This is a genomic window from Mycobacterium sp. OAE908 (genome assembly GCF_017872775.1).
Lineage (GTDB): Bacteria > Actinomycetota > Actinomycetes > Mycobacteriales > Mycobacteriaceae > Mycobacterium.
The window spans coordinates 526,826-553,522 of record NZ_JAGGJL010000002.1 but is presented as its reverse complement, the minus strand read 5'-3'; the positions used below and the strand labels follow the sequence as shown (position 1 = coordinate 553,522).

Genomic DNA, 26,697 nt, shown 5'->3' with positions numbered 1-26,697 from the left:
GATCGTAAATGACCTATTGAAACTTTTGAGCTGGTCGATCCGTGAATTTCGTGGCTGTTCCAGCCTGGCCTCAATACCCTATTGAAACGAAGGTTTCACTTTCTGACGCGCCCGAAAACGGTAGGAATAAGGGCATGATCGAGGTGACGCTGCTCGGCACTGGTAGTCCGATTCCCGACGCCAGGCGCGCTGGTCCATCCACCCTCGTGCGGGCCGGCGGGCAGACGTTTCTGGTCGACTGCGGACGCGGCGTACAGCAGCGAATGACGGCCGTCGGCGTCGGCGCGAACGGACTCACTGCTCTGCTGCTCACTCATCTCCACAGCGACCACATCGCCGATCTGGGCGATCTCATCATCACCCGTTGGGTGACCACATTCACCCCCGAACCCAATCCGCTGCGGATCATCGGCCCGCCAGGCACCCAGGCCGTCGTCGACGCCACATTGAAGGCGTTCGGCCCCGACATCGGTTATCGCATCGCGCACCACGCCGACCTGACCAGCCCTCCTCCAGTCGAGGTTGAGGAACATGTCGAGGGATTGGTTTGGCATCACGACGATGTGCGGATAACCGTAGCGCCCACCGACCATCGGCCCGTCGAGCCGACCATCGGTTTCCGCATCACCTACGAGGGCGCGTCGGTGGTGCTGGCAGGAGATACGGTGCCCTGTGCCACCCTCGACGAATTAGCTGCTGGCGCAGGGGCATTGGTCCATACGGTGATCCGCAAGGATCTGGTCGAGTCGATGCCGATGCAACGCATCCGCGACATCTGCGACTACCACTCGTCCGTACAGGAGGCAGCAGCCACCGCAGCGCGGGCGGGCGTCGGGATCCTCATCCTCACCCACTACGTGCCCGCGATAGCTCCGGGTCAGGAAGACGAGTGGCGCGCGTTGGCGGCCTCGGAGTTCGATCAGCAGATCGAGCTCGGTGATGACTTGCATCGCGTGGAGGTTCACCCGGGGGTGTGCGCGAAACCGGCCAGCTGATCGGCGGCGTGGGGGCGAAATGGGAATCGGGTGGTTCGACCGCGCTGCTGCGTTGGAGGACTTGACCGCTGCTGTCAAGGACGCGAATCACGGGGGTGCCCTCTACGACACTGCCAGGGCCCTTGTGCCGTTCGCGCTCGACGGAGCCGATCCGGACGCGCCACTGCGAGTGCTGTCGGCCATGCACCCGCGCACCTGGCTTCGGCTGGATGTCGAATTACGGCGCTTGCGCCACATCTTCGGCCCGGGTGACGAGTGGCGCCAGATCACCGACACTGCATGGGCCGGCACCAATTCCATCGCGTTGCTCCTCACCGCCTGCTCGGGCGACGGGCGGCAACGGCAACGGTCCGTGCAATCGCCACTGATGCGCAGTGATCAGCGGCTGCTGCCTGTGCTGCTGATCCGGACCGCCGACTGGGCGAAGCCGGTACGGGACGACGCCTGCCAAGCGCTCCCGCCCGCGCTCGACTCGGCGGACACTGACGGGCTGATGCGGGCGATCGGCGTCGCGATGGTGATGACGGATTGGCAGCGCGGCGACGTCGCGATCGCGGCGGTGACCGAGGCAATGCGCACCCGATCGGACGGGATGCTTGACGCGGCCCGGATCAGCGCCGACGTTCGGGTGCGGCGACTGGCCTACCGGGTGTGGCTGGAGTCGAGTCATACCGAGTCGGACGCGATCATTGCGGCCGCGCTGACCGAATCCGACATTATCTGCCAGCGACTCAGCGCCGATGCCGTCGTCCGTGCCGCCGTGCGCACCGGTCGGCGCGACGCGTTAGATCGTTTGCTTACATCCCGTTTCGCGCGCGTGCGCGTCGAAGCACTTGCCGGACTGGTCCAGATTGGGCACCCGGAGGCGGGCGAAGCGTTCCTAGCCGACCGGTCGGCGATGCTGCGGGCCACCGCGCAATGGGCGATGCGCCGCGCAGGCCGGGACGCCGCCGAACGGTACCGAGCCCTGCTGGCGTCGGGTGACGACTCGGTGGTGCGCGGGGCCATCGCCGGTCTCGGCGAATGCGGCACGGCCGACGACGCGCAGGTGGTTGCTCGCTATATCCGGCACAGCCGTCCGCGGGTACGGGCCGAAGCGATACGGGCAGTGCGGCGGGTCGGCGGGACGCTCGGTCCGGTCGCAGACATGCTCAGCGACTCAGCTCCTGTTGTGGTTCGCGCGGTCGCCGACGCGGTACTTGGCCAGCCAGACCTCGTACCGGCTGATCGGCTGTGGGAGCTGCTGGCCGCGGATCAGCCAGCACATGTGCGGCGCACAGCGTTTCGGCTGCTGACCGCGCGCGACACCTGGACACGGATCGAGGCAGACCTTTGGGGTGTCATCGATTTCAACGAAAGGCTGCGCGCCCACGCGAGGTCAGATCTCACCGGCTGGCTCGACCGCGAGGCCTCAACCGCGTATCAGATGCCACCCGAGTCCACGCGCGAGCGCCTGTACCGGCTGATCGATGCCGCCGAGCCGAACATCGGCACCTCGAAGGCACAGTTACTGCGGTGGCACCTGGGCCTGTCGCGTTAGGCCGCGAGCTGATCCGCCGCTCCTGCAACACAATTGAGGTCAGCATCGGTCAGCGGTCGGCCGCGGGCGATCACCACGACATGTTGAACCCCGCGATCCCTTAGCGCGCAGCATCTTTCGACCAGATCCTCGGTTCCTTCGCCGTTGGCCAGCGCCGTCGTCACGGTGCGCTCGATCTCGCTGGGAGGTCTGCCGACGTCGGCGCAGTGCTGGTCCAGCACGGCGAGCTGCCTGCGGATCGCAGCGCCGTCGTCGGGCACATCGAACAGATTGCAGGCGTCGCCATACTCCGCGACCAGCCGTAGGGTGCGCCGCTCGCCGGTGCCGCCGATCAGCACCGGTGGCCTCGTGGCGGGCCGCGGGTTGCCGATCGGGTGCTCCAGATCCAAATACTCACCGCGGAACGGGGTTTCGTCACCGTCCCACATCTGGCGTGCCAGCCGCAACAACTCGGCCATGCGCGCGAACCGCTCGGCAGTGCCCGGCATGAACAGGCCCATCGCGCGGGCCTCGTCGGCGTTGTAGCCCGCACCGAGTCCGAGCCATGCCCGCCCTGCCGACAGCGCGTCCAATGTGGTGACGGCCTTGATCAGCAGGGTGGGTGCCCGAAATGTCGCGGCGGTCACCATGGTGCCGAGGCGGATGCGCGACGTGACGGCCGCGAGATATCCCAGCGACGTGTACGCCTCCAGCATCGGCTCGTCGAGTCGGCTGGCCGGATCGGCCTGCAACAGGTGGTCGGGCACCCACAGTGTGTCGACCGCTGTGCCGTCCAATGCGCGCGCGAGTGTAGCGAGGCGCTGCCCGATCGAGTCCTGCCACGAGTAATTCGTCACGCTGACACTGAGTTTCATGACCGCGCCGTCGCCTCCTGCTTGTTTTGCCGACGCAGCGGCAACATCGCACCTGCGGCGATCAGCCACACCAGGCCGGTGAACCGGCAGACCGGCAATAGCGGCGACAGCCCTGGCCAGATCAGCACCAGCGTGGTCAGTTCGGCGAGACCGGCGATGACGAGGCCGGCCCAGGCGAGCGCTCGCGGCAACAAGCCGACGATCAGGCCGGGTACCGCGATGCCCGCGATCAGCAGGCCGAGTGTGACCACGTGCCACGGACCGCCGGTCAGATACGTGAGGTAGTACAGCGCGCGGACGAGGGCGGGGTCGGCGGTGACCTCGGGCCGCGACAGGGTCCAGATCATCAGGCTGGACAACCCGAGTCCGGCCGAAGCCAGCAGACCGCCCGCCAAGGCGATCGTCGCGCCGGGCGCCGTGATGCCGAGCTGACGCAGGCGAGCACTCGCGGTGGCCGCATAGATGGCGAGCGGTATCGATGATCCGAATGTTCCGACCGCCATCGCAACCGCCGCGGTGTGGTTACCCGCGACATAGGCCTGGATCTTCGTGGCGGAGCCATACGGCAGAGGCATGACACCGCCGGCAAGCGCGACGCCGACGACAAGGCCGGCAAGCAGCAGGGCGAGAGAGACACCCGCGAGCATCGCCAACGGCGGTCCGCCCTGCGGTGGTCGCGTGACTGCCACTTTCGTATCGGTCGTTGAATCGTTCATGGTGTGAACGATATGCCTGATCTTGGAGATGGACAAGGTGATTCATCACTTCGCATAGAAAATCGTTCAGATCTGATACTATTCGCAAGGTGCCTTCCTCGACCAACGGTGACAACGTGGCGTTCTTGCTGTCGCAGCTCGGCCACCGTTCCGCCACGGTGTTCTCCGACCTCATTGCGTCGATCGACCTGACACCACCGCACTCCGGAATTCTGCGGGCGATCGCCGCCGAGCCCGGGCTCAGCCAGCAGGCGCTCAGCGGTCAGCTGGGGTTGTTGCCGAGCCGCGTGGTCGCCTACGTCGATGAGCTGGAGGACCGCGGATATGTCGAACGTCGCCGCAATCCCGACGATCGGCGACTGCATGCGCTGTACCTGACCGCGGCGGGCAAGAAGGTCATGGGCAAGATCGGTGAGTTGGCACGTCAGCACGAACGACTGATGACTGCTGGCCTGGGTCCCGAGCAGCGAAACACGTTGCGCGAACTGCTGTCACTGGTGGCCGAAAATCAGGAGCTCACGCCACACGTGCACCCGGGCTTTCGCAACCTGGGCCGCGCGAACACATGTTAGGCCAGCCGGGTGATCTCCACGACGACATCCAGATCCGTCGAGCCTTCACCGGAGTAAATACCTTTCAGCGGCGAGACATCCGCGTAGTCACGGCCGACCCCGACGCTGACGTACTGCTCGTTGATCTCTTTGTCGTTGGTCGGGTCGTAATCCCACCAGCCGCCGGTCCAGGCCTGCACCCAGGCATGACTCTGCCCGTCGATGGTGTCGCCGACCTTCGCCTTGGCCTTGGGATGCAGGTAGCCTGACACGTAGCGCGCGGGAATACCCATGCTACGCAATAGGATCAGCGTCAGATGGGCGAAATCCTGACAGACGCCCTTCCCCTCGCGATGTGCATCCAGCCCCGACGAGTGCACACCGGTAGTGCCCGGCACGTATTCCAGCTCGCTGTGTACCCAGTTGGCCGCGGCGGTGACCGCCTCCTGCGGATCGTGGTATTTCGCGATTCTCTCCCCTACCCGCCGAAACCTCTTGCTCACCGGCGTGTAGTGAGTCCCGCTGAGTACCTCGTCGAACCGGTCGATCACCGCCTCCGACCGCAGGTCCTCCCAGCTGACCTTGTCCTTGGGCATTTCTCCGCGATCCGTCTCCACCACCGAGCTCGACGTGACCTCGAGTTCGGTGTGTGGGGCGTGCAGGTCGAACGCGGTCACCGCGGTGCCCCAGTAGTCCACGTAGCGATAGGACCGTGTCGCAGGCACGGTTTCAACACGGTTGAGGATGACGTTCTGCCTGGTGTCCGAGCGCGGAGTCAGCCTGGCCTCGTTGAACGACGCGGTCACCGGCGACTTGTAGGCGTAGCCCGTTGAGTGCACCACCCTAAGCCGCCACATCTAAACTTCACCTTCCTCGATGACCAGCGCGCCGTTGTGCCCGGCGTCATGCCAAGCCACCCATGGTGCGGAGTGAAAGTACTGAAGCGCCAACGCTTCTCCGACATCACGGCACAACTCTTGCAGGCCGGCCAGCCGCTTCTCCAACGATTCCAGCAACAGTCCGGGACGCAGGAATTCCAGTTCGCTGCGGGCCCTGCCAAGCAGGCGCTGGGCCTCCGCGGTTGCACCGAGCCGATTGTGTGGCCGCTTCATCAACTCGTCGAGGCTGTGCTCGGCCAGTCGCAGCGAATAGAAGATCGACCGCGGGAAAAGCCGATCGAGCAGCATGAATTCGACCACTCGGCCGGCGTCCATCGTGCCACGGTAGGTGCGTAGATACGTGTCGTGGGCACCCGCCGACCGCAGCAGCGTCACCCATGCGGGTGAGGACGCGCTGTCGCCGACACGGGACAACAACAGCCGCACCGTCATGTCGACCCGCTCGATGGCGCGGCCGAGCACCATGAACCGGTACCCGTCGTCACGGCTCAGCGTCGAGTCGGCCAGACCGGCGAACATCGCGGCCCGGCCCTCGACATAGGACAAGAACTCGTGCGGCCCAAGGCGTTTGGCGGCGCGTTCGCGTTCTGCGAGCGCGTTGTAGGTGGTATTGAGGCATTCCCATATCTCGGTGGACGTGACTTCCCGTGCACCGCGGGCGTTTTCGCGTGCCGCCGAAATCGATTCGACGATCGAGCAGCCGCCTGCGGATTCACGGCTGAACGCGACGAGGTCGGTCAGCGACCACACATCCAGCTGCTGCTCGGGCGCCTCGATGCCCAGCACCCGCAGCAGCGTCCGCGACGCCTGGTCCGGGTCGACGCTGGAATCCTCGAGCAGTTGGTGCACCGTGACATCCAGGATGCGGGCGGTGTCGTCGGCCCGCTCCACATAGCGGCCGATCCAATACAGCGATTCGGCGTTGCGTGCCAACATCAGATCATCACCGCCTACTGCTGCTGTTGTTGTTGCTGTTGACTTGACCCGTTGGTCGGTCGCTGCGCCTGCGATTGCTGCTGTTGCTGTTGCTGCGATGACCCGTCAGAGTCGTTGTCGGGCTTGGCTTTCGATGTCTTGGGCAGCGACCGCACCACCTCTGCCGCAGCGAGCTCGCGGTCAGCTACCGACGCTCGCGATGCCAGCACCCAGGTGTCCTTTGATCCGCCTCCCTGACTGGAATTGACCACCAGCGAGCCCTCGGGCAGCGCCACCCGGGTCAGCCCGCCGGGCAGCACCCACACGTGATCCCCGTCATTGACGGCGAACGGCCGCAGATCGACGTGCCGCGGTGCGAGCTTGTCGCCGATCTGGGTCGGCACCGTGGAGAGCTGCATCACCGGCTGCGCGATCCAACCTCGCGGGTCGTTGCGGATCTTCTTGCTGATCGCGGCCAGCTCCTTCTCCGACGCGTCGGGCCCGAACACGATGCCGTAACCGCCGGAGCCCTCCACCGGTTTGATCACTAGTTCGTCGACGCGGTCGAGCACTTCCTCGCGTTCGTCGTCGAGCCAGCAGCGGTAGGTGTCCACGTTGGCTAGCAGCGGCTTCTCGCCGAGGTAGTACTCGATGATCGTCGGCACATAGGTGTAGACCAGCTTGTCGTCGCCGACGCCGTTGCCGACCGCGCTGGAGATGACGACGTTGCCCGCGCGAGCGGCATTGAGCAGGCCGGCCACCCCAAGCACGGAATCGGGGCGGAACTGCATGGGGTCGAGGAACGCATCGTCGATGCGGCGGTAGATCACGTCGACCTGACGCTCACCCTCAGTGGTGCGCATATAGACGGCGTTGTCGCGGCAGAACAGGTCGCGGCCCTCGACGAGCTCCACGCCCATCTGGCGGGCCAGCAGCGAATGCTCGAAGTAGGCCGAGTTGTAGACGCCGGGCGTCAGCACCACCACCGTCGGGTCGGCGACGTTGTTGGCCGCCGCGTTGCGCAGCGCCCGCACCAGATGTGAGGCGTAGTCGCCGACCGCGCGTACCCGATGCGTGGCGAACAGGTTCGGGAAGACCCGCGCCATCGTGCGGCGGTTCTCCATGACATAGGAGACACCCGAGGGTGAGCGCAGGTTGTCTTCCAGCACGCGGAAGTCGCCCTTGGCGTCACGGATCAGGTCGATGCCCGCGACATGGATGCGCACGCCGTTGGGTGGCACGATGCCGACGGCCTCGCGGTGGAAATGCTCACAGGAGGTGACGAGCCGGCGCGGGATGACGCCGTCGCGCAGGATCTCCTGCTCGCCGTAGATGTCGTCGAGGTAGTGCTCCAGCGCCCTGACCCGCTGGGTGATGCCGCGCTCGAGCCGCGTCCACTCCGCTGCTGAGATCACCCGCGGGACGAGGTCCAGTGGAAACGGCCGTTCCTGGCCGGACAGGGAGAACGTGATGCCCTGGTCGATGAATGCGCGGCCCAGCGCGTCGGCGCGGGCGGCCAGCTCAGAGGCATCGGAGGGAGCAAGCTCGGCGAAGATCCCTTTGTACGGACCGCGGACGTTGCCGTCGCCGTCGAACATCTCGTCAAAGGCCTGCGAGTAGCGCCCCGCGCCCTTATAGCCGTCGAAGATGCCGTCGTACCGTTTGGACGTCCGGCCGTTCGTGCGCGACGTGCGTGCGGTCTCGGAGGGCAGGGTTCGAAGGCTCACCCATCACATGCTGCACCAAGTGAGCCGTTTCGGCAGGCCAGAAGCCCTCGCTTTGGGAGATTAGGGGGCGCGCTGGTACCCTGAACAGTCGCTGCCCGCCGTCAGGTGCGGCGCAAAAGACTTTGACCAATCCAACCTAGATTTTCGAAGGAATTACCGCGTGGCCAACATCAAGTCGCAGGAAAAGCGCAATCGGACCAACGAGCGCCGCAGACTGCGCAACAAGTCGGTGAAGTCGTCGCTTCACACGGCGGTCCGTGGCTTCCGGGAGGCCATCGAGTCCGGCGACAAGGACAAGGCAGGCGCATTGCTGGCGTCGACCAGCCGCCAGCTGGACAAGGCGGCCAGCAAGGGCGTCATCCACAAGAACCAGGCCGCGAACCGCAAGTCTGCGCTGTCGCGCGCGTTCAACAAGATCTGAGTCAGGCCGCTCAGCCCTCCGCTAACTCGGCGACTTTTCTGACCGCCGCCTCCAACGCGTAGTCCGCGTCAGCCGCGGCACCCTTCACGTCGGCGTTCAGCGCCGCGACCAATCGCATGGCTTCGGCGATCGAACCGCGCGACCACCGCCTCGCCTGCTTCTGCGCCTTCTGCACGCGCCACGGCGGCATGCCCAATTCGGACGCCAGCCGATAGGGGTCGCCGGACAACGGCGCGACGCGGGCGATGGTGTGCACGGCCTCGGCGAGCGCGTCTGCCAACACCACTTGTGGCTCACCGCTCATCATCGCCCAGCGCAGCGCCTCGGCCGCACCGGCGACGTCCCCGAGCACGGCCTTGTCGGCGATGTCGAAGCCCTTCACCTCTGCCTTGCCGGAGTGGTAGCGGCGCACCGCCGCGGCGTCGACGGTGCCGTCGGTGTCGGCGACCAACTGCGAACAGACAGCGGCCAATTCACGAATGTCGGAGCCGACGGCGTCGAGCAGAGCGGTGACGGTGTCGTCACTGACCTTTGCTTTCAGCGTGCGGAACTCTTTCTTCACAAAGTCGGCCCGCTCACCGGCCTTGGCGATGCGCGCACATGGATGTACCTGGGCGCCAAGCTTTTTCAGTTGGTCAGCGAGCGCCTTGGCGCGGCCACCGCCGGAGTGCACGACCACGAGCATGGTGCCCGGCGGCAGGTCCGCGGCCGCCTCTGCGATCAACGCGGCGGCGTCCTTGCCCGCCTCCCCCGCGGCTTCGAGCACAACGACACGCTCCTCGGCGAACAGCGAAGGACTGAGCAGTTCGGCCAGCTCACTGGTGCTGACCTCGCCTGCCCGCATGCGGTCGACCGGGACGTCGACAGTGCCTGCCTGCTTGCGTGCCTGCCGAAGCACCGCGGCGACCGCGCGCTCCACGAGCAGCTCTTCGTCGCCCAACACCAGGTGCAGTCCAGAGGCTTCGTCAGTCACCCCCCGATCGTGTCATGTCCGGCCGACAGCCCCGACACCGTCCACGCGAGCAGGCACGCCGCCGCAACGCCGACACCGATGCGGATCCACCGCCACCGCCAGCACACCACCGCGGCGACACCCCCTGCGGAGACACACAGCACGCCGAGCAGACCCGACGGCACGCCGACCGACCCACCGGGCACGCTGGCGGCCCAGTGCGCCACTCGCAGCAGCCACCACAGCTCCGGCCCGGTGAACCGGATCAGCAGTTGTGCGCCCGCAGGCCACAGCGGACACAGCGCAGCAGCGGCCGTGCCGACAACCGTGATCGGCGGAATGACGGCAGTCACTGCGAGGTTGGCGGCGATCGACACCACACTGAAGGTCCCCGACATGCCGGCGACGAGTGGGGCGGTGACAAGCTGCGCGGCGACCGCGACGCTCACCGCATCGGCCAACGGCTTCGGCCAACCGCGCGCGGTCAGCCGTCGCGACCACACCGGCGCGATCACCACGAGCCCGGCGGTCGCCGACACCGACAGCGCGAAGCCGACGTCGACCGCCAGTTCGGGCGCCGCGACCATCAGCATGATCACACTGGCCGACAGCACCGGGATCGCTTGCCTTCGACGGTGCGAAACCACAGCGAGTAGCGTGATGCCGCCCATCACCGCCGCGCGCAGCACGCTGGCCGAGGGCTGCACGACGATCACGAACGTGACGAGCGCGAGCGCGGCCAGCGCGACGGCCAGCCGAGGCCCGAACAGTGCGGCGGTCATCAGGACGGCCCCGCAGACGATGGTCACGTTCGCGCCCGACACCGCGGTCAGATGCGTCAGCCCGGCCGCGCGAAACTCCTCGGTGGTCTGCGTGGTGAGCGTCGAGGTGTCGCCGAGCACGAGCGCGGGCAGCATCGCCGCCTGATCAGCGGGCAACGCCAACCGTGCGGCATCCGCGAAGCCCGTTCGGATGTCGTGCGCAACCCTGTTGATCGGTGCGGCGTCGCCCAGCTTCGGCGCACCGGTCGCCGACAACACGGCCACGGTCAGGTCTCGTCGGGAGGGCCGACTGATGCGGGCGCGAAACCTCGCGGGCCGGCCCGCGGTCAATTCGGCGAATTCCGCGCCGCTCGTGAAAACGACTACCCGGCCTGATGTTTCGATCTCGCCGATCCGTTGCAGCGAGCCGCGGAACATCAATCGGTTGGCGCCAAGCGAACGCGGGGTCTCGGTCGGCGTGACGACGACGGTGGCGACCGCGCCGTAGCGTTCGACGATCGGGTGATGGCGCAGTTCGGCGACGCGCAGTCCGATCGCGACGGCGAACGCGACGCCGACCACCGCGACAGCGACGATGCCGGTGGCGATGGCTGGCCTTTCGCCGCTTGGCGCGCGGCGGGCACTACCCCACCGCCCGGCGACGGCTGTCGCGGCGACTGCCACGGCGAGGACGATGACCGAACCGGTTACGTGCCAGAGGATTCCAGCCGCCGTCACCGCCCAGCTGGTGAGGGCCGCCGGAACCAGACGCAGGTCCAGCCTGGCTGTGGCGGTATCCACCGGTGTCAAACACGCACCAGGTCACGCAGCTTCTCCAGCCGCGCCGGCCCGATGCCGTCGACCTCGCCGAGTTGGTCGACGTTGGTGAACCGGCCGTTGGCCTCGCGCCATGCGATGATCGCCGCCGCCGTCACCGGGCCGATGCCTGGCAGCGCGTCCAGGTCCTCCGCGGTCGCCGCATTCAGGTCCACCAAACCGCCTGGCGCTGAGGCTTTTCCGGCTGGCGCTTCGGTCGGTGCCGCGGTCGATGTGCTGACCGAGCTGCCCATCGCCACCGGTTGGCCAGGGGCCGCGACGATTCCGACGATGATCTGCTCACCGTCGCCGACCCGGCGGGCCATGTTCAATCCGATCAAGTCCGCTCCGTCCAACGGCCCGCCTGCCGCGGTGAGCGCATCGGCGATCCGGGCACCCGGCGCAAGCGTGACAAGTCCCGGCTTGTGCACCAGACCCACCACGCTGACGACCACTGGACCGTCGGCATCGGCCGGCGCTGGAGTTGGGCTGGCCGACGAAACCATCTCGACCGGCGGTAGTTTCGCCGAGGACACCGGTGGCGCGTTGCCGCGCATCACGGTGAAGACCGTCACCAGCACCGCGATCACACCGACGGCCGCCAGCGCAATCAGACCCGCTCGGCCCGGATCTGCCCGGACGGCAACGATCCAGCCCGCGGGTCCGGCCGGTTTGGTCGTATCGGGCAGCCACCGCGACAGAGACGTATCCGGCTCGCCGTCAGAGCCATCGGACGACTCGTTGGAGTCCCCGAGACGGCGCTGCAACCGCTCGGTAGGTAATTCGGTTCGCATGCGGCCAAAGTAGGCACGCGCTCCCACGACCTCGAGCGCGCAGGGCGCCGAGCAACGCGCCCTGTGGATGAAATCCCGGGTGTGGATAACCGCGCCCTCTACAGTGATTTGCTATGGATCGTCGTGTTCCGATGATCGCTGGTATCGCCGCTGCGGTGCTGTTCACCGCCGGGCTGCTCATCGTTCCGACGCTTCCCGGCATCGACAAGCCGGGCTACGACATTGTCTCGTTCGTGAACGCGCACGCCGGTGCGATGCGAATGCAGGTGCTGTTGACCACCTTCGGCGCCTTGGCATTGGTCATCGTTCTCGGGTATGCACGCGACCGCCTGGCCGGCCCACCGGGGTACGTGTTCACCATCGGCTCGGCACTCGTCCTCGTCGAATTCTTCATCGTGATGTGGTTCAACGGCGGCCTTGCGCTGCATCCCGACCAGCTCGGCTCGGCAACCGCACGCACCATCGCCGACATCACGTCGATGTTCGGACCGATCCTCACGGTCGCTGACATCATGGTCGCGGTGCCAATCCTGTTGGCCGCCAACGCGGGTCGCTTCCCGCGGTGGCTCGGAATACTCGCAGCGGTGTTCGCCGTCGAGCAACTGATCGAGACGATCACGATCATCGGCCCGCCTGCGAGCTTCATTTCCCCTGGCGGCGCGATGAACTTCTATCTCGGCGGACCGCTCTTCATCGTGTTCTTCTTGGGTCTCGGCGTCGCATTGTCCTTGGACCAGGCAGAGCCACCGGCGACAGACGACGCCTAGTCAGGTGGGCGTGAAGAGATATTCGGCTTCGCCACGAAAGATCGGGGCGTTGCGTCGCGCGAACTGCGCGAAGGTCGTCGGCGTGATGCCGAAGCGCTGATGGGTTGACAGGTCGACAGTGGAACGGCCAAGCCGACGGCGCTCGTCGAATAACTGGCCGAACGCCTCGGCGCGGTAAGGCGGATAGCCGGCGTTCAGCCATTCGCGCACCTTGTCTTTGGACGACACCGCGACGTAGCGGACCGATTTCCCGATGGCGGCCGAAATCCGTTCCGCGACTTCTTGCATGGTGAGCGACTCGGGTCCGGTCATCGTGTAGGTCTTGCCCCGGTGCCCGGGTGTCGTGAGCACCCGGTAGGCCACTTCGGCGACGTCGGCTATGTCGACGGGAGCCAATGTCGCCGCACCCAGGGGCAATCGCAACTCGCCGGTCTCGACGATGCTCGGCGTTTCCTCGAAGTACACCTGCATGAACTGGGAGGGACGCAACATCGTCCACGACATCCCCGAACCGACCAGGTACCGCTGAATTTGCTCGTGGCTTCTGGTGGAGCGAAAGCGCTCCGGGTCGAAGCCGTCGATCGAGTCTTGACCCGAGAACTTCACGATGTGCTCGACTCCGGCCCTGTTCGCGGTGTCGATGAAAGTGCATTGCGTCTCAAGCATCTGCGGGCCTGCACCCGAGATCATCAGCACGCGGTCGACTCCGGCCAACGCACCGTGCAGCGTCTCCGGGGCCAGCATGTCACCAAAGACCACGTCGACATCCGGCAGCCCATGCAGGACCGCCGCCTTGGCCGCGTCTCGCACGAGCGCGCGCACTGGTGTGCCGTGACGTACGAATTCGCGAATGACCGCCGAACCGGGCCGGCCCGTCGCTCCTGTTACGAGAATCATTGCTACTCCAGGGATATCAGTAGGTAACCGCCCGACGCTGCGGCCGCCCCGGGTCACTCGCGCCGGGACGGCCTGCGCAACAGCTCAACCGTTGAGCTGTGCGACGGCAGCGACGATGTCGGGATTGTCGGACTGCATGCGCCCGGCGAAACCCGCGTTCTCCAGCGGATAGAGATTCATCAGGATCAGTGTGTCTTCGGTGTTGGCCAGTTCGCCGTATGCGGCACTGATGGCGGCCTGAATCTTGTTGGACATCTCGCGCCTGGCGTCGATGCTTTCCAATACTGGTGCTTCGAGAAAGCACACTGGCCGCAGGGGTTCGGCCCCGATGCGACCATCTTGCGCAACGTTCCCAGCGTCGTACTCGCGCAACCAGATCCGCACGTCGGGAATGTGGTACGCGGCGTCGATCGCCGAGGTGATCTGCCGCATCATCGTCTGCTTGGCATCGGGATCGATACCCGCGGGCGCCTCGATGAAGAACTGTGGCATGACGGTCATCTCCTCTGGTGGTTGTGGTGGGTCAGGCCCGATGGGGCCTGCAGACCTGACCCTAGCAACGATACTTGGAAAATCCAAGTACTCAATTGGATTTTCCGATTAATGCTGGTAGAGTTGCATTCATGGTTGGCAAGCGGAAGTACGACGACGGGTGCGCGATCGCACAGGCCCTGGATCTCATCGGCGAGCGATGGGCACTGCTGGTGGTGCGGGAGTTGGTACTCGGCCCCAAACGCTTCACCGACCTGTTGTCGGGGCTGAGCGGGGCGAGTTCCGATGTGCTCACCCAACGGCTTCGTGACCTCACTGACGCCGGGGTCGTGCGCCGTCGTCGCCTGGGTCCGCCTGTCAGCACATGGGTTTACGAGCTGACCGAGTGGGGCAGCGAACTCGAGCCGATCATCCTCGATCTCGCGCAGTGGCTGCACAAGTCGCCATTGATGCGCTACGACTTGCCGCTGGGACCGGACTCGCTGATGCTGTCGCTGAAGACGCGTTTCGACGCACGCGCTGCCGATGACATGACCGCGACAATCGGATTGTCGTTCGGGGAAGCGCATTTCGGCGTCCACATCGCAGGCGGCCAGCTCGACATCAGTCGCGGGAACCCAGATCGCCCCGATCTCGTTCTCGATACCGACGAGGCCACGCTGCTTTCAGTGCTGAATCCCGACGGCTCAGTCGACGACGCGATCGCCAGCGGGCAGCTACGCCTGAGCGGGGACACCGCATTGGCGCGACGACTCCGACACGTGTTTCCGATTCCCGCCGACGTATCGGGTTAACCCTTTTTCGCCTCGCGACGGTCGTGTTTGGCGGTTGACGGATCACGATGCTTCTTCGGGACAGCCTGGCCCGAATCATGTTGTGCGCTTGGGCTTTCGGACAGCGACTTCACCGCGACCGATGGTGCTTGCTTCGCTGCCGAGGGGAACGGATCGTGCAGTGAGTTCCGAATGTTGGTCACCGCGGTGTTCACCGCCGCGACGACTGGCGCGCTCGCAGTGGCGGCTACCTGCCGGGCTTGCGTCGCACCCGCCGCCAGCGCGGACACCGGATCACCCGAACGCGCGAGTTCCTGCGCCGACGCGTCGGCGATCTGCACCGCACCCGACAGCGCCAACTCACCAGCCTGGAACGCCACCGCCGTTGTCACATTGATCGCCTCGACCGCAACAACTTGCACGATGTTGGTGGCGCCCGTCGGGGTGGTGGGCGTGCCGACCGGTTGATTGAGGGCGTTGAGGATGTTGGTGCGCCCGGTCTGCACCGCCTGTAGCAGGTCGCCGGGGGTGAAGACCGCCGCGCTCACATTCGTCGCCTCGACGACGGCGACGTCAAGCGCGTGAAATGCCTTCGGCACCACCAGAAATACGTCGTTGTTGATCAGTGGTGTCACGGCCGCGTCGGCCGGGCCGGTCACGGACGCGGCGGCGGCGCCAAGAGCCCGCAGTGGCGAACTCGTCGAGGTGAGGGCGCCGAGGAACGTCGCAGGAGCCTGTGCCACCGCAACCGGAACGGTGATCGCGCCCTCGACCGCGTGCGGGCAGATCAGGCTGCAGTACTGGAACTGATTGCGGATGAACGCCAGTGGGATCGCGCCGAGCGCGGGCGCAGCCGTCAACTGCACGTCGCGAGTAACCGTCGCCGGCGCCTGAGGCGGTGGCGCCGACGGCGCAATGGCGAGCGCCGCAATCCCGATCATGGCTGTACCGACGATGGCAGACGAACGGATATGCGGGTGCACCTCGTAAACACGGGCGGGGTCGTCGAAAAGTTCGATCGTCAACGAATTGATCGCCGTACGATCTACGACGTGGACGGCGTGCACGACCTCGGCGGCCTCGACGGGTTCGGCCCCGTCGAGCACACGCCCTCAGAGTCGCTCTTCGACGAAGACTGGGAGCGGCGCGCTTTTCGGCTGATGATCGGTTGGATCGGGGCGCAGAATCCGCCCGGCGGACGGTTCCGGCACTCGATCGAGCGAATGGCTCCTGAGCACTACCTGTCCTCACCGTATTACGAGCACTGGCTAACCGGTGCGGCGACCATGGCTGTCGAGGCGGGCTTCACGACGCAAGATGAACTCGACAGACGTGCCGGGGGGCGGTTTCCGCTTTCGGCGGCTGATCGGGGTGTGCTGCCCGACGACCTCACGCCCCGCACGACGCCGCGCTATGCCGTCGGCGACGAGGTGCGGGTCCGCGAATGGCACCCACCGGGCCACACCCGCGCGCCTCGCTATGTGCAAGGCCGCCGCGGCACGGTTGTGCGCGTCGACGGCGCCTACGCCATCGACGACATTGCGGCCCACGGCGGCGGATCCGTCGCCGACCCGCTCTATGCGGTGCGCTTCACATCCCGCGAGTTGTGGGGCGAAGCCGGCGCCGACGGCGAAGTGGTGTGCGTCAACCTGTTCGAGCGCTACCTAGAGGATCCGCGATGACGACCGACCACCATCACCCGACCGAAATGGCGCCGATCGAAGCCCGGGTCGCGGCGATCGAGTCGGTGCTCGTCGAAAAGGGTGTCCTCGACACCGATGCCCTCGACCAGATCGTGCAGCACTTCGAGGACAACCTCGGCCCGATGAACGGCGCGAAGGTCGTCGCGCGCGCATGGTCCGACCCGGATTACAAGCAGCGCCTGCTCGCCGACGGCACCGCGGCCATCGCCGAATTCGGCTTTCAGGGCCCCGAAGGCGAATACATGGTCGTCGTCGAAAACACCCCGCAGGTCCACAACCTTGTGGTGTGCACGCTGTGCTCGTGTTATCCGTGGCCGACACTCGGGCTTCCGCCGAAGTGGTACAAGGCGCCTGCCTACCGTTCGCGGGCCGTTCGGGAACCACGCAAGCTGCTTGCCGAGATGGGCACCGACATTCCCGCCGACGTCGAGATAAGGGTGTGGGACTCCAGTGCCGAGGCACGCTATCTGGTGTTGCCGATGCGTCCGGACGGTACGGACGACATGTCCGAGGAGCAGCTCGCCGGCATCGTCACGCGCGATTCGATGATCGGCGTGCAGCGACTATGACCACCGGTCTCGACGACGCGTCGCTGCCGCGCGACAACGGTGAGCTTGTTTTCGAATCTCCTTGGCAGGCAAGGGCTTTGGCCATCGCCGTAGCCTTGGTCGAGAAGCTGGACCTGCCGTGGGATGCGTTTCGTCACCGATTGATGGCCGAGATCGCGAGGGATCCGCAGCGTCCCTATTACGAAAGTTGGAGCGCCGCACTGGAGTCCATGGTCATCGACCTGGAGCTGGCCACGCCCGCGTCGCTCGATGCCGCGGCGCCCACGCAGCGCATGCCGCTGTAGCTACTGCTGCGATGCGAGTACCGCGATCCTGGGTCCGCCGACTTCCCCGACAATGAGATAAGCGATGGTGGGACAATCGATTTCCGCGCCGTCGGCGGTGCGGCGCGACATCGTTCCGCGGTAGAGCGAAGAGAATGAGTTGAGCACCAGTATCTCTGACTGAAGCACCTCGGTATGGTGATATCCGTTGGCCCGCAGTCCGTCAACCAGGCCCTGCATCACTGCCGTCGCCTCGTCGTCGGTCATCAACTTGGTGAGGCCGTCATCGGTGGTGATGATCAGTGGGATGCCGTAACAGCGCACCAACTTCGCCATCTCGACTTCGCCGCGGACGCACGCCGAGAACGTGTCGAGATAGGTGTCGAACCAATGGCGGATCAGGTCATCTCCGAGAGGCATGTCCTGATCATGCTCCAGCCGACAGGCTTGGCTAGGCGTTCTGTCCGGAACGGGGGTTGGCGACCGGCCCGTTGAGCGTGATGGCGCTGGCGTCGTCAGGCACCTTCGGCGCGGTCAACTCCGGCGTCTCGGCTTCGGCGGCCTTGTCATCCTTCTCCGGCGTGGAGCGCTTCTCCGGCGTCGAGCGTTCCAGGAACCGCAGCAGCTCGACCGGGAACGGCAGGATGAGCGTCGAGTTCTTCTCGGCAGCGACCTCCACCACGGTCTGCAGCAAGCGAAGCTGCAGCGCCGCCGGCTCAACCGCCATGATCTCGGCGGCCTGCGAGAGCTTCTCGGAGGCCTGCAGTTCACCGTCGGCGGTGATGACGCGGGCCCGTCGCTCACGCTCGGCCTCGGCCTGGCGGGCGATCGAGCGCTTCATCGAGTCGGGCAGCACGACGTCCTTGATCTCGACGCGATCGATGTGAATGCCCCAGCCGAGTGCCGGGCTGTCGATCAGCAGCTCGAGGCCCTGGTTGAGTCGCTCGCGGTTGGACAGCAGGTCGTCGAGATTGCTCTTGCCGATGATCGACCGCAGCGAGGTCTGCGCTACCTGCGCGATCGCGGACATGTAGTCCTGGACGTCGACCGCCGCGCGCACCGGGTCCTCCACTTTGAAGTAGATGACGGCGTCGACGCGCACCGTCACGTTGTCGCGGGTGATGCCGTCCTGGGCCGGCACCGGCAACGTGACGATCTGCATGTTCACCTTCTGCAGGCGATCCACGACAGGGATGAGCCAGGTCAGCCCCGGCGGACGCACGCGGCTCTGCACCCGCCCGAAGCGGTAGACGACGCCCCGTTCGAACTGTTTGATCACCCGGATGTTCTGCAGTGCTACCCACAGCACGCCAATCCCGGCGGCCCCGGCCGCTGCCAATGTGTAGAGGATGGTCATGGTGTCCTCCTCGACGGACCCTATGACCCGAGTGTGCTCCCCCAGCCGTCGCTTCGCCAGCACGTCCAATCGATCTCGACGAGGGCACCGACCGCAAGCCCGCTGACGCCAACACAGGTGCGCGACGGCAATCGATCGGGAAACCAGGCCGCGTAGGCGGCGTTGAAGGCGCCGTAGTCGTTCCAGTCGAGCAGGTAGGCGCGCACGGAGACGACGTCGGCGATTCCCCCGCCGCACAACTCGGTGACGCGCAGCAGATTTCGCAGCACCTGGTCGGTCTGAATCGCGACGTAATCGCCGACGACCGCTCCGGTGACGTCAGTGGGCATCTGACCGGTCACGTACAACGTGGGTCCGGCCGCCGTGGCGTGGGCGAACGGTGCGACGGCTGGCGGCACGCCGTCGGCGGGCGTGAACGTGAACGAGCGAATCCCGTTGTCGCTCATGCCGGTATCCCCGCCCAGCGCGGAAAGCAGCGTTTGTCGATGCGGCCGTGCACACCCTGACGTTGGTCCACCACCTGTGTGACCGTGAAATCGGCGGCCACAGACATGAACGAATAGGCGTCGGCACGCGAAAGCCCGAGATAGCTCTGCAGAATGGCGTAGGTGCGCAATGCCGCGGCCTTCATAGCCGCGTCGAGCGTGTCGCCGAACCCGTGCACCAACAACTCGGTCGCCGTTTCGAGGACCGGCACGGGGAAGGGCAGATCGCGCCGAATTGTCAAGCGCAACAGCCCATTCAACGATGCCTCGAGCGCGGTTCCACTGATTTCACCGTCGCCCTGCGAGACGTGGGGATCGCCAACGGACAGTAGCGCGCCGGGCACCTGCACCGGGTAGTACATCGTCCCGCCCGCACCGATGCGCCAGTTGTCGACATTGCCGCCGTGATCACCTGGCGGCACCGACGACACCCGCTCCGGCGCGGCCGGTGCGACGCCCATGGTGCCGAAATGCGGTCGCAGAGGCACGATGACGCCGGGCAGCGCAGGCTGGCGGGCCTCCTTGTCGGGGCTGACGATCGTGCCGGGCTGGTTGGCCAGCGGCGTCGCGGTCCAGTCGTAGCCGAACAGGGCGCGGCCCAGGCTGGCGTGGGTGTCGAGCTCGTAGATGGTGACGCGTTCGACAGGCATCTCGCCGTACAGAAAGCCCCAGTGCGCCGCGAGGTTGGAGCCGTAGGGCAGTCGCGGGGTGGCCTCGAGGATGTCGACCTGCAGGACGTCGCCGGGACGGGCGCCCTCGACGGCGATCGGGCCGGTGAGGAGGTGCGGGCCGGGCCCGCGGTCGGTGACGCGGTCGAAAATATCGGTGATCCCCGCGTCCATCAACAGATCCGGCGCGTCCCCTGCGTGATGCGTGAGGGTCTCGATGGCCACCAGATCGCCGGGCGCGACGGTCAAGACCGGCTCGAGGCGCGGGTCGAAGTAGCCCCAATGGACGGTCGACGGCGTCGCGGGAAGGCGGTGAACGGTGGGCGATGCGACCGGGCTGAGCACCATCGGATGATCATGCCAGCCGCTTGCGAGGGCGTCTTCTCAAGCAAGCACGGGCGTCAACAGGTTTATTGCTGCCAACCGTCGATCAAATTCTGCCAATGGAATTAAAGGCGTGATCTTGAGAGTTGAAGTATTCAGCTGCAGCGAACCGAAACAAGTGAAGAAGCACGAAAAGATGAGGGCACCCAGAATGAAGAAGTTCGGATTCGCAACTGTACTTACCGGCGGATTGGCCGCCGCGTTCCTTGGCCTGGCCGCACCGGCGGACGCCGCTCCGACGGGTCCGGGCAACGCCCAGGACACCATCAACCAGCTGCAGGCCGACGGCTACAACGTGGTCGTCAACCGCGTCGGAACGACCCCGTTGGACCAGGCGACCGTGGTCGCGGTGCGGCCCGGCCAGACCTACAGCAGGACTGATTCCGGAAACCCCGGTGACAGCTTGCAAACCACCGTCACCGACAAGACGGTCTACGTCGACGTGAAGTAGATCGCCGAAAACGCAAGGGGCACCCCCACAAGGGGTGCCCCTTCGTTATTTGTAGGCGCCCGTTGACGGTAGGAGGTCCAGTCAGCGGAACACCGCAGCGAGGTTCGGTGCGGGCGTGGCAGGCTGGCGGGGTGACGCGCTCATCTGAACTGGCCGCTGCCGTCGAGCAGGACCTTCGTGAAATCGCCGTTTCAGCAGGCGTCCTGCGCTACTACGACGCCGGCGAAGGCCCGACCCTCTTGTTCCTGCACGGCTCGGGACCCGGTGTGACGGGCTGGCGCAACTTTCGAGGAGTGCTGCCCACGTTCGCCGAACGGTTCCGCTGCTTGATTCTCGAGTTTCCCGGCTTCGGCGTCAGCGATGACTTCGGCGGGCATCCGATGGTCACGGCTCAGGGGGCGGTCGCCCCGTTCCTCGATGCTCTCGGCGTCGACCGCGTCGACATCGTCGGAAATTCGATGGGCGGCGGGGTCGGCATCAACTTCGCCATCCACCACCCCGACCGCATCGGCAGGCTGGTGACGATCGGCGGCATCGGCACCAACATCTTCAGCCCCGGTCCCAGTGAGGGCATTCGGCTGCTTCAGGAATTCACGGAGGAACCGACCCGCCAGCGCCTCGTCGATTGGCTGAATTCTATGGTGTACGACCAGGGTCTGGTCACAGAGCAGCTGATCGAAGAGCGCTGGAAGCTCGCCACCGATGCAGAGACCTTGGCGTCCGCGCGGCGTATGTATGGCAAGGCCGCGTTCGCACAGATGATGGCGATGATGAAGGCGGCTGACGTTCCGATGCCATGGGCGCAGATGCACAAGGTGGCCGCGCCGACCTTGCTCACCTGGGGCCGTGACGACCGGGTGAGCCCCTTGGACATGGCGCTGATCCCGATGCGGACCATCCCCAACGCTGAGCTACACGTGTTCCCGAACTGCGGTCACTGGGCGATGATCGAGGCGAAGGAAGCATTCGAAAGCGCTGTGATGGCGTTCCTGACCCGACCTGCTTCCTGAAGCGTTTACCGCTGCGTGGCACCCGCGTCCACGGGCAAAGTGGCCGCAGTGATGTACCGCGCCTCGTCGGAGGCAAGGAACAAGCACGCATTGGCGACATCGACCGGTTCCACCCAGGGAATGTCGAGCATGTTCATGGTTCTGGCCGCCTCCGCGAACTCCTCGCGGGTGGGTTCGCGGTCCAGGTCGGGCCGAAACGCACTGGCCACCGCCGCATTCTGGATCATCGGTGTGTCGACATTCGTCGGATGCACCGAGTTGACCCGAATGCCGTGCGGGGCAAGCTCATTGGCGAGACTGCGCATCAGGCCGACAACCCCGTGCTTGGCCGCGGTGTAGTGCGCCACGCCGAGCAGGCCACGCAACCCCGCGATGGAACTCACCAGGATCACCGATCCCGATCCGCGGGCGATGAGGTGCGGAACGGTGACCTTGCAGGTGCGCCACACCGCGGTGAGATTGACGTCGAGCATCGTCTGCCATGCCGCCTCCGACAGCTCCGTCGCCAATCCTCGAGACGTGATTCCCGCTGTCGCACAGACGATGTCGAGCCCGCCGAAGCTCGCCACCCCATCGTCGGTGGCCGACCGCAACTGGTCCTCATCTCGGACGTCGACGATGCTTGTGAAGATCCGGCCACCGGCGGCGCGAACGAGTCGCGCGGTCTCGTCCAGATCCTCGGGAGTGGATGCCGGCACCGACACGGTCTCGACCGGTCCGCAGAGGTCCAGCGCGATCACGTCGGCCCCCTCCTCGGCGAACCGCAGTGCCTGAGACCGGCCGATCCCCCGGGCCGCCCCGGTGATCAACGCGACCTTTCCCGCTAGCCGGCCGGTCACGTCGTCTTCTGCGTCAGGCCCGCGTCGACGACGAGCTGCGTCGCCGTGATGTAGCGGGCTTCGTCAGACGCCAAGAACACCACCGCATTAGCGATGTCTTCGGGGTCCACCCAAGGCACGGGAAGAAGGTTGCGCGCCTTGAGAATCTCGGCGGCATCGTCGGCGGTCGGATTCGGCAAGTCCGGCCGCAGCCGTTTGTACGTCGCCTCGTTGAGCACCATCGCCGTGCCCACGGCCCCGGGGTGAACGGTGTTCACCCGGATCCTGCGCGGCCCGAGTTCATTGGCAAGGGTGCGTGCCAGCCCGACGACCGCATGCTTGCTGGCGGTGTAATGCGCCGTGTTGGCGGTCCCGCGTAAACCGTTGGTGGAGCTGATGATCACCACTGAACCGCCATCCTCACCGATGTGCGGCACAGCTGCCTTCACCGTATGCCACACCCCGGTCAGGTTGACGTCGAGCGTACGGCGCCACGCGTCCTCGGTCAGCTCCCACGTCGGCGCACCCGCAGTATGGATGCCGGCGTTCGCGACGACGACGTCAAGCCGGTTCAGGTCGCCAACCCCGGCGCCGATCGCCGCAGTCAGCGCGTCGAAGTCGCAGACGTCGGCCAAGCCCGTCACACAACGACGGCCGCGTTTCTCGACTTCAGCGGCGGTGACTCCCAGATCGGTTGCCGCGGAGGCAATATCGATCGCGATGACATCGGCGCCCTCGTCGGCGAACCGCTCGCAATGGCTGCGGCCAGTCCCGCGCCCGGCACCGGTCACGACCACCACCTTGTCGAGCAAGCCCGACATCACGACGCCTTGATGAGGTGAAATCCTTTGTAGCCGGCATTGGCGACCTCGGAGCAAATACCGTTGTAAACCGCGAACCCACCGAGAAACAACATGAACACGCGGGGCTTGCCGGGAACGTTCGCGCCCAGGTACCAGGAATTCGCCTTGGTGAACAGGGTGGCCTCTGCGCGCTGCGCGCATTCGGCGAGCCAGTTGTCCACCGCGTCGGGGGTGGCCTCGATGCCTGCATGCCCGTGTTGATCGAGGTGGGCGATGCAGTCAGCGATCCAGTTCACGTGTGCTTCAGCGTGCAGCACCATGTTGGCGAGCACCGCGGGCGCACCGGGACCGGACACGATGAACAGGTTGGGATACCCGTCGACGCCGAGTCCGAGGTAGGTGCGGGGACCGTCCTTCCAGTGCTCGCGCAGCTGTGCGCCGCCGCGGCCGAGGATGTCGATCTTGCCGAGGGCTCCGGTCATGGCGTCGAAACCTGTTGCGAACACAATGACGTCGAGGTCGTAGTGGGCGTCGGTGGTGTTGATGCCGGTGGTGTCGATCGACTCGATCGGGGTCGCGCGCACGCTCACGAGGTTCACATTGGGCCGGTTGAAGGTTTGAAAGTAGTTGGTGTCGGTGCAGATCCGCTTGGTACCGATGGGGTGATCGGTCGGTATCAGCAGATCGGCAACTTCGGGATCGTCGATGACGGCGCGCACCTTCTCCTCATAGAACTTCCGCGCCTCCTCGTTGGCCGCCATGTCGGTCATCTGGTCAGTGAAGGTCTTGGAGAAGAGCACACCGCCCAACTCCCAACGCTTTTCGAACGCTTCACGGCGCTCTCGGGCCGTCGCCTGCATGGTCAGTTTCGGATGAGGCGTGTGCGGAGATCCACCGCCGCTGCGCCAGGACAGCCGCCGCCGCTCGGCATAGTTCGCTTTGTACTCAGCGACGTCATCGGCGGTCAGTGCCCGATTGCCCGCCGGCACACTGTAGTTCGGCGTGCGCTGAAAGACGTAGAGCTGCTCGGCCTGCTGGGCGATGACCGGCACCGACTGGATGCCCGACGATCCGGTCCCGATGACGGCTACCCGCTTACCGGTGAAGTCGACGGGATCGTGGGGCCAGTGAGCTGTGTGGTACACCTCCCCGGCGAAGGTGCTCAAACCGGGGAAGTCCGGTGTCAACGCTGCCGACAGCGGACCGGTCGCCATGATGCAGAACCTGGCGGAGATGACCTCTCCCCCGTCGGTGGTCACCGTCCAGCGCAGCGTGTCTTCGTCGAGTACCGCCGAGGCGACCCTGGTGTTGAACGTGATCCCGGAGCGAAGGTCGAGTTTGTCCGCTACCCACTTCATGTACCGCAGAATCTCGCCCTGGGTGGCGTACTTCTCCGTCCACGTCCACTCCTGCTGCAGCTCATCGGAGAACGAGTAGCAGTAGTCGACACTCTCGACATCGCACCGCGCGCCGGGATAGCGGTTGTAGTACCAGGTGCCGCCGACCTCAGGTGCCGCCTCGAACACCCGGACCGACAGCCCTTGCGACCGGAGTTTGTGCAACGCATACAGGCCTGCGAATCCCGCGCCAACCACGACGGCGTCGATAACTGGCTGCTGGTCTGCCGAGACGGTCACGACACCACGCTAGGTCGCAATGACCCCGTCGCCCGTCTGTTTCCCGGTGACCGGACGCCATGACGGCGTTCTCCCAGACATCGGTCGTGCCTGTCGGCATCAGCGGATCTGCCGAAGACACTCACCCCATGACCAATGTCCAAGTCGATCTGGATGGAACGCGTCACCGCCTTCGATGGCCGCGGGACAAGAGCCTCGTCGACACCATGCTCGAGGCGGGTATCGACGTCCCGCACTCCTGCCGGGAAGGGCACTGCGGTTCGTGCGTGGCCACGGTGGTCTCCGGCGAGGTCGACATGGACAGCTGCGACATCCTCGAGCCTGCGGACCTCGCCGATGGGCTCATTCTCGGATGCCAGGCCCGTCCGGTGAGCGACGATGTCCACATCGAGTATTAGCCCTGGATTGGGTCCACTGACCGGGATTGGCCCCGGTCCGGCCATCACCTGCGGTAGACCATTAATCACGCCCAGACAGTTAGGACACAGCGAATGAGCGAGCGCGTACTCGACCGGGTGATGGGCCTGGCGGACCAGTTCAAGGAAATGGCTGTCGAGGCCGAGAAGATCGGTCAGCTGCCCGAGGCCACCGTCAAGAGCATGAAGTCGATCGGCTCAATCCGCCTGCTGCAGCCCGAGAAGCACGGCGGGCTCGAGGTCCATCCCCGCGAGTTCGCGGAGACGGTGATGGCCACCGCCGCGCTGGACCCCGCGGCCGGCTGGATCAACGGCGTGGTCGGAGTGCATCCTTATCAGCTGGCCTACGCCGACCCACGGGTCGCCGAGGAGATATGGGCTGACGACATCGACACGTGGGTCGCCTCGCCCTACGCCCCACAGGGCGTGGCCCGGCCGGTCGACGGCGGCTATATCTTCAACGGACGCTGGCAGTTCAGCTCCGGCACCGACGCATGCGACTGGATTTTCTTGGGCGCCATGCTCGGCGATGACGACGGCAAGCCGTTGATGCCGCCGCAGATGCTGCACATGATCTTGCCGCGCAAGGACTACGAGATCGTGCCGGACTCGTGGAACGTGGTGGGGTTGCGGGGCACCGGGTCGAAGGACGTCATCGTCAAAGACGCGTTCGTTCCGTCATACCGAACCATGGACGCCATGAAGGTCATGGATGGCACCGCCCAGATCGAGGCCGGCATGACCAAGACGCTCTACAAGATGCCGTGGTCGACGATGTTCCCCTTGGGCATCAGCTCGGCCACCATCGGCATCTGTGAAGGCGCTCTGGCCGCGCACCTGGACTATCAGCGCGAACGCGTCGGCGCCAATGGCACTGCCATCAAAGACGATCCGTACGTCATGTACGGCGTCGGCGAGGCGGCGGCCGACATCAACGCCGCCCGCCAAGAGATCCTCGCCAACGTCGACCGCATCTACGACATCGTCGACTCAGGCGCCGAGGTGTCCTTCGCCGACCGTGCCGCGGGCCGGCGTACGCAGGTGCGCGCCGTGTGGCGCGCAGTCTCCGCCGTCGATGAGATCTTCGCCCGTTCAGGCGGCAACGCCCTGCGGATGGACAAACCACTGCAACGGTATTGGCGCGATGCGCACGCCGGCATGGCCCACGCCATCCACGTGCCGGGCACCGTGTACCACGCCTCGGCGCTCAGCTCGCTGGGCATCGACCCGCAGGGTCCCCTGCGGGCGATGATCTGAGAGGTT

The 26,697-nt window shown here is 65.8% G+C and carries 31 protein-coding genes; 13 read left to right on the top strand and 18 right to left on the bottom strand.

What is annotated here, in order from left to right; genetic code table 11:
• Positions 1-134 precede the first annotated feature (134 nt).
• On the top strand, positions 135-995 hold the full coding sequence (locus J3E61_RS27850; protein WP_210086070.1) for a ribonuclease Z: 861 nt from the start codon (positions 135-137) through the stop codon (positions 993-995).
• 19 nt (positions 996-1,014) lie between these two features.
• Positions 1,015-2,535 carry a hypothetical protein gene (locus J3E61_RS27845; RefSeq protein ID WP_210086069.1) on the top strand — a complete coding sequence of 507 codons (1,521 nt, stop codon included), beginning with the start codon at positions 1,015-1,017 and terminating at the stop codon, positions 2,533-2,535.
• On the opposite strand, the gene J3E61_RS27840 is transcribed toward J3E61_RS27845, so the two are convergent.
• Positions 2,532-3,389 carry a TIGR03560 family F420-dependent LLM class oxidoreductase gene (locus tag J3E61_RS27840; RefSeq protein ID WP_210086068.1) on the bottom strand — a complete coding sequence of 286 codons (858 nt, stop codon included), beginning with the start codon at positions 3,387-3,389 and terminating at the stop codon, positions 2,532-2,534. The genes J3E61_RS27845 and J3E61_RS27840 overlap by 4 nt on opposite strands.
• Positions 3,386-4,105 (bottom strand): hypothetical protein, encoded by a 720-nt coding sequence (locus J3E61_RS27835; protein WP_210086067.1) that lies wholly within the window; start codon positions 4,103-4,105, stop codon positions 3,386-3,388. The genes J3E61_RS27840 and J3E61_RS27835 overlap by 4 nt, the downstream gene beginning before the upstream one ends.
• An 89-nt stretch (positions 4,106-4,194) precedes the next feature.
• On the opposite strand from J3E61_RS27835, the gene J3E61_RS27830 reads away from it, so the two are divergent.
• On the top strand, positions 4,195-4,677 hold the full coding sequence (locus J3E61_RS27830) for a winged helix-turn-helix transcriptional regulator (RefSeq protein ID WP_210086066.1): 483 nt from the start codon (positions 4,195-4,197) through the stop codon (positions 4,675-4,677).
• Here the strand turns inward: J3E61_RS27830 and J3E61_RS27825 are convergent.
• From J3E61_RS27825 to J3E61_RS27815, 3 genes are read right to left on the bottom strand one after another with little or no spacing between them, the layout of a single operon-like run.
• Entirely contained in the window at positions 4,674-5,513 is an 840-nt protein-coding gene (locus J3E61_RS27825; protein WP_192723335.1) for a transglutaminase family protein, read from the bottom strand. The two genes, J3E61_RS27830 and J3E61_RS27825, sit on opposite strands and share 4 nt — an antisense overlap.
• Positions 5,514-6,491: an alpha-E domain-containing protein gene (locus J3E61_RS27820; protein WP_192723336.1), complete on the bottom strand. Its 978-nt coding sequence runs from the start codon at positions 6,489-6,491 to the stop codon at positions 5,514-5,516.
• A 14-nt stretch (positions 6,492-6,505) separates the two neighbouring features.
• Positions 6,506-8,182, bottom strand: coding sequence for a circularly permuted type 2 ATP-grasp protein (locus J3E61_RS27815; RefSeq protein ID WP_192723899.1), 1,677 nt, complete (start codon positions 8,180-8,182; stop codon positions 6,506-6,508).
• A gap of 175 nt (positions 8,183-8,357) precedes the next feature.
• Here J3E61_RS27815 and rpsT point away from each other — a divergent pair, with 175 nt between their 5' ends.
• Positions 8,358-8,618 (top strand): 30S ribosomal protein S20, encoded by a 261-nt coding sequence (gene rpsT, locus J3E61_RS27810; protein ID WP_192723337.1) that lies wholly within the window; start codon positions 8,358-8,360, stop codon positions 8,616-8,618.
• 10 nt (positions 8,619-8,628) lie between these two features.
• On the opposite strand, the gene holA is transcribed toward rpsT, so the two are convergent.
• Genes holA through J3E61_RS27795 form a run of 3 tightly spaced genes read right to left on the bottom strand, consistent with a single transcriptional unit; the run spans position 8,629 to position 11,941 of the window.
• Complete coding sequence (gene holA, locus J3E61_RS27805; RefSeq protein WP_210086724.1) at positions 8,629-9,570, bottom strand: DNA polymerase III subunit delta; 942 nt, start codon at positions 9,568-9,570, stop codon at positions 8,629-8,631.
• Between the two features lie 17 nt (positions 9,571-9,587).
• The gene (locus J3E61_RS27800; RefSeq protein WP_210086065.1) at positions 9,588-11,132 is read right to left on the bottom strand and encodes a ComEC/Rec2 family competence protein; all 1,545 of its coding nucleotides are present in this window, start codon (positions 11,130-11,132) and stop codon (positions 9,588-9,590) included.
• 5 nt (positions 11,133-11,137) lie between these two features.
• On the bottom strand, positions 11,138-11,941 hold the full coding sequence (locus tag J3E61_RS27795) for a ComEA family DNA-binding protein (RefSeq protein WP_210086064.1): 804 nt from the start codon (positions 11,939-11,941) through the stop codon (positions 11,138-11,140).
• 131 nt (positions 11,942-12,072) lie between these two features.
• Here J3E61_RS27795 and J3E61_RS27790 point away from each other — a divergent pair, with 131 nt between their 5' ends.
• Complete coding sequence (locus J3E61_RS27790; RefSeq protein WP_210086723.1) at positions 12,073-12,708, top strand: hypothetical protein; 636 nt, start codon at positions 12,073-12,075, stop codon at positions 12,706-12,708.
• Here J3E61_RS27790 and J3E61_RS27785 read toward each other — a convergent pair whose 3' ends face one another.
• Both J3E61_RS27785 and J3E61_RS27780 read right to left on the bottom strand, forming a co-directional pair.
• Entirely contained in the window at positions 12,709-13,605 is an 897-nt protein-coding gene (locus tag J3E61_RS27785; RefSeq protein WP_210086063.1) for an SDR family oxidoreductase, read from the bottom strand.
• An 84-nt stretch (positions 13,606-13,689) separates the two neighbouring features.
• Positions 13,690-14,097 (bottom strand): N-acetylmuramic acid 6-phosphate etherase, encoded by a 408-nt coding sequence (locus tag J3E61_RS27780; protein ID WP_192723341.1) that lies wholly within the window; start codon positions 14,095-14,097, stop codon positions 13,690-13,692.
• A gap of 167 nt (positions 14,098-14,264) precedes the next feature.
• Here J3E61_RS27780 and J3E61_RS27775 point away from each other — a divergent pair, with 167 nt between their 5' ends.
• Positions 14,265-14,891, top strand: a complete 627-nt coding sequence (locus tag J3E61_RS27775) for a transcriptional regulator (protein WP_210086722.1) — start codon at positions 14,265-14,267, stop codon at positions 14,889-14,891.
• On the opposite strand, the gene J3E61_RS27770 is transcribed toward J3E61_RS27775, so the two are convergent.
• Positions 14,888-15,895 carry a hypothetical protein gene (locus tag J3E61_RS27770; RefSeq protein ID WP_210086062.1) on the bottom strand — a complete coding sequence of 336 codons (1,008 nt, stop codon included), beginning with the start codon at positions 15,893-15,895 and terminating at the stop codon, positions 14,888-14,890. The two genes, J3E61_RS27775 and J3E61_RS27770, sit on opposite strands and share 4 nt — an antisense overlap.
• 27 nt (positions 15,896-15,922) lie before the next feature.
• Here J3E61_RS27770 and nthB point away from each other — a divergent pair, with 27 nt between their 5' ends.
• From nthB to J3E61_RS27755, 3 genes are read left to right on the top strand one after another with little or no spacing between them, the layout of a single operon-like run.
• Positions 15,923-16,552 (top strand): nitrile hydratase subunit beta, encoded by a 630-nt coding sequence (gene nthB / locus J3E61_RS27765; RefSeq protein ID WP_192723344.1) that lies wholly within the window; start codon positions 15,923-15,925, stop codon positions 16,550-16,552.
• Positions 16,549-17,142, top strand: a complete 594-nt coding sequence (gene nthA / locus J3E61_RS27760) for a nitrile hydratase subunit alpha (protein WP_210086061.1) — start codon at positions 16,549-16,551, stop codon at positions 17,140-17,142. Before nthB ends, nthA begins: the two co-directional genes overlap by 4 nt.
• The gene (locus tag J3E61_RS27755) at positions 17,139-17,426 is read left to right on the top strand and encodes a nitrile hydratase accessory protein (RefSeq protein WP_210086060.1); all 288 of its coding nucleotides are present in this window, start codon (positions 17,139-17,141) and stop codon (positions 17,424-17,426) included. Before nthA ends, J3E61_RS27755 begins: the two co-directional genes overlap by 4 nt.
• Here the strand turns inward: J3E61_RS27755 and J3E61_RS27750 are convergent, their stop codons facing one another.
• The 4 genes from J3E61_RS27750 to J3E61_RS27735 are packed head-to-tail and all read right to left on the bottom strand — an operon-like array spanning position 17,427 to position 20,263.
• Entirely contained in the window at positions 17,427-17,825 is a 399-nt protein-coding gene (locus J3E61_RS27750) for a hypothetical protein (RefSeq protein ID WP_192723347.1), read from the bottom strand.
• 31 nt (positions 17,826-17,856) lie between these two features.
• Entirely contained in the window at positions 17,857-18,762 is a 906-nt protein-coding gene (locus J3E61_RS27745) for a slipin family protein (protein ID WP_210086059.1), read from the bottom strand.
• A 20-nt stretch (positions 18,763-18,782) separates the two neighbouring features.
• A complete protein-coding gene (locus J3E61_RS27740; protein WP_192723349.1) occupies positions 18,783-19,208 on the bottom strand; it encodes a RidA family protein in 426 nt (141 codons plus the stop codon).
• Positions 19,205-20,263 (bottom strand): acetamidase/formamidase family protein, encoded by a 1,059-nt coding sequence (locus tag J3E61_RS27735; protein WP_210086058.1) that lies wholly within the window; start codon positions 20,261-20,263, stop codon positions 19,205-19,207. The genes J3E61_RS27740 and J3E61_RS27735 overlap by 4 nt, the downstream gene beginning before the upstream one ends.
• A 187-nt stretch (positions 20,264-20,450) precedes the next feature.
• On the opposite strand from J3E61_RS27735, the gene J3E61_RS27730 reads away from it, so the two are divergent.
• Positions 20,451-20,750, top strand: a complete 300-nt coding sequence (locus tag J3E61_RS27730) for a hypothetical protein (protein ID WP_192723902.1) — start codon at positions 20,451-20,453, stop codon at positions 20,748-20,750.
• A 149-nt stretch (positions 20,751-20,899) separates the two neighbouring features.
• Positions 20,900-21,760, top strand: a complete 861-nt coding sequence (locus J3E61_RS27725) for an alpha/beta fold hydrolase (RefSeq protein ID WP_210086721.1) — start codon at positions 20,900-20,902, stop codon at positions 21,758-21,760.
• Positions 21,761-21,765: 5 nt separating this feature from the next.
• Here J3E61_RS27725 and J3E61_RS27720 read toward each other — a convergent pair whose 3' ends face one another.
• The 3 genes from J3E61_RS27720 to J3E61_RS27710 are packed head-to-tail and all read right to left on the bottom strand — an operon-like array spanning position 21,766 to position 25,018.
• Positions 21,766-22,599 (bottom strand): mycofactocin-coupled SDR family oxidoreductase, encoded by an 834-nt coding sequence (locus J3E61_RS27720; protein WP_210086057.1) that lies wholly within the window; start codon positions 22,597-22,599, stop codon positions 21,766-21,768.
• Positions 22,596-23,399 carry a mycofactocin-coupled SDR family oxidoreductase gene (locus J3E61_RS27715; RefSeq protein ID WP_210086056.1) on the bottom strand — a complete coding sequence of 268 codons (804 nt, stop codon included), beginning with the start codon at positions 23,397-23,399 and terminating at the stop codon, positions 22,596-22,598. Before J3E61_RS27715 ends, J3E61_RS27720 begins: the two co-directional genes overlap by 4 nt.
• A complete protein-coding gene (locus J3E61_RS27710; protein ID WP_210086055.1) occupies positions 23,399-25,018 on the bottom strand; it encodes an NAD(P)/FAD-dependent oxidoreductase in 1,620 nt (539 codons plus the stop codon). Before J3E61_RS27710 ends, J3E61_RS27715 begins: the two co-directional genes overlap by 1 nt.
• Before the next feature lie 128 nt (positions 25,019-25,146).
• Between J3E61_RS27710 and J3E61_RS27705 the strand changes: the two genes are divergently transcribed.
• Together J3E61_RS27705 and J3E61_RS27700 are read left to right on the top strand one after the other, a co-directional pair.
• Entirely contained in the window at positions 25,147-25,416 is a 270-nt protein-coding gene (locus J3E61_RS27705; RefSeq protein WP_210086054.1) for a 2Fe-2S iron-sulfur cluster binding domain-containing protein, read from the top strand.
• Positions 25,417-25,509: 93 nt separating this feature from the next.
• On the top strand, positions 25,510-26,691 hold the full coding sequence (locus tag J3E61_RS27700; protein WP_192723355.1) for a hydroxylase: 1,182 nt from the start codon (positions 25,510-25,512) through the stop codon (positions 26,689-26,691).
• Positions 26,692-26,697 lie beyond the last annotated feature (6 nt).